The organism is Rubrivirga sp. (genome assembly GCF_049648075.1).
In the GTDB taxonomy this organism is placed as follows: Bacteria; Bacteroidota; Rhodothermia; order Rhodothermales; family Rubricoccaceae; genus Rubrivirga.
The window spans coordinates 1-1,715 of the sequence record NZ_JBARYR010000344.1; the positions used below are offsets into that span (position 1 = coordinate 1).

At 71.1% G+C, this 1,715-nt stretch carries 1 protein-coding gene; it reads left to right on the forward strand.

Annotated features, from left to right (window positions below):
- Positions 1-140 precede the first annotated feature (140 nt).
- Positions 141-1,715: carbohydrate-binding protein (locus WBA11_RS10230; protein WP_424520596.1), on the forward strand; the 1,575-nt coding region annotated here is incomplete at its 3' end.

A 1,715-nucleotide genomic window follows, 5' to 3' on the forward strand; every position in this document is an offset into this window, starting at 1 on the left:
CGGTCCACACGCGCTCGCGCTCGGGGCCGAGGCGTGGCCGGCGGGCAGCTACCTCGTCCGGGTTCAGGCCGGCCCCGTCCGCCACGTCCACCGCTTGACCGTCTCTCGCTGACCCCCTCTCCCCGCATCCCACCACGACCATGCGCATCGCTCTCCTAACCCTCGCGGCCCTCTTCACCCTTCCGGCCCAAGCCCAGATCGACCTCGAGCTCGACTGGGCCCGCATAGGCGACCGAACCGGCCAGCTCGGCGTCGAGAACGGCACGGCCTCGGTCGAGTCGGCCGAGTTCTCGCCCGACGGCTCGCTCATCGTCTCCGGCGCCAAGCGCGGCGGCGACCTCATCCTGTGGACCGCCGGCGGCCAAGAGATCTGGCGGCGCTCCCACGACAACCGCGCCGAGATCGAGGTGGTCACCTTCACGCGCGACGGGACCCACGTGGTCTCGGGCGGCGAGGACGGCTTCCTGCGCGCCTGGCGCGTCTCGGACGGCGTCGAGGTCTGGAACTACTCGACCAATCCCAACGGCGGGTCGGAGGTGAGCTTCGACGGGCTCGGCCTCTCCAACGGCGGCGACCGCCTGGCCGGCGGCGACGAGCAAGGCCGGCTCGTGGTGTTTGACACGTCCGATCCGGACCCTGCCAACTGGCCCGACGAGCCGCTCGCCGTCGTCTTCCAGGGCCCGGACAACAACGCCACCAGCGACGCCGACATCAACTCGGTCGACTGGACCCAAGACGACCGCTTTATTGTGACGGCCGGCCGCGACGGCACGGTCAAGCGGTGGGAGGCGGCCGACCTCAACGACGCCGACCAGGGCCTGCGCCAGACGTACACTGGTTTCCAGAGCTCGATCAAGTCCGTCCGGCTCTCGCCCGACGACCAACTCGTCGCCGCCGGCGGGCAACTGAGCCCGGACGGGCTCGTCTTGGTCTGGGACTACGCCACCGGCCAAGTCGTCGAGCGGATCGACTTCCCGCTCACCAAGAAGATCGAGGCCGTCGAGTGGACGCCGAACGGGCGGTTTCTCATCACGGGCGGCAACGAGGGCCGGTCGGCCGACGCTGGGCTGAAGCCGGCCTACCCCGACAACGGGGGCTTTGGGCCGATCCGGGCGTTCGACCGCGAGAACGGGTTCGCGCTCGTGCTCGAGCAGGTCACGTTCCGTCAGGAGTACTTCAGCTTCGGCGCCAGCGGCGACCGGCTGGTGGTCTCGAGCGAGGACGGGGGCGTCCGGCTGTGGGACGTGACCTACCAAGGCGCGCCGGGCCAGTCCCCGTTCGGCGCCGCCCCCGTCTCGCTCCCCGGCCGCATCGAGGCCGAGCGCTACGACCGGGGCGGGCAGGGCGCCGCCTACAACGACACCAACGCTCAGAACAGCGGCGGCGCCTTCCGTGCCGATGAGGGCGTCGACGTCCAGGCGACCACGGATGCCGGCGGCGGGTTCAACGTCGGGTGGATCGAGACCGGCGAGTGGCTCGAGTACACCGTCGACGTGGCCCAGGCCGGTCTCTACGACCTCGACTTCCGCGTCGCGTCGCAGTCGAACGGCGGGGCCCTGCGCGTCGAGGCCGGCGGCGACGTGGCCCAGGTCTCGTTCCCGGCGACCGGGGGCTGGCAAACCTGGACCACGGTCACGGCCAGCGACGTCGCGCTCGAGGCCGGGCGCCAGGTCCTGCGCGTCACCGCTGAGGACCGGCTGTTCAACGTCAACTAC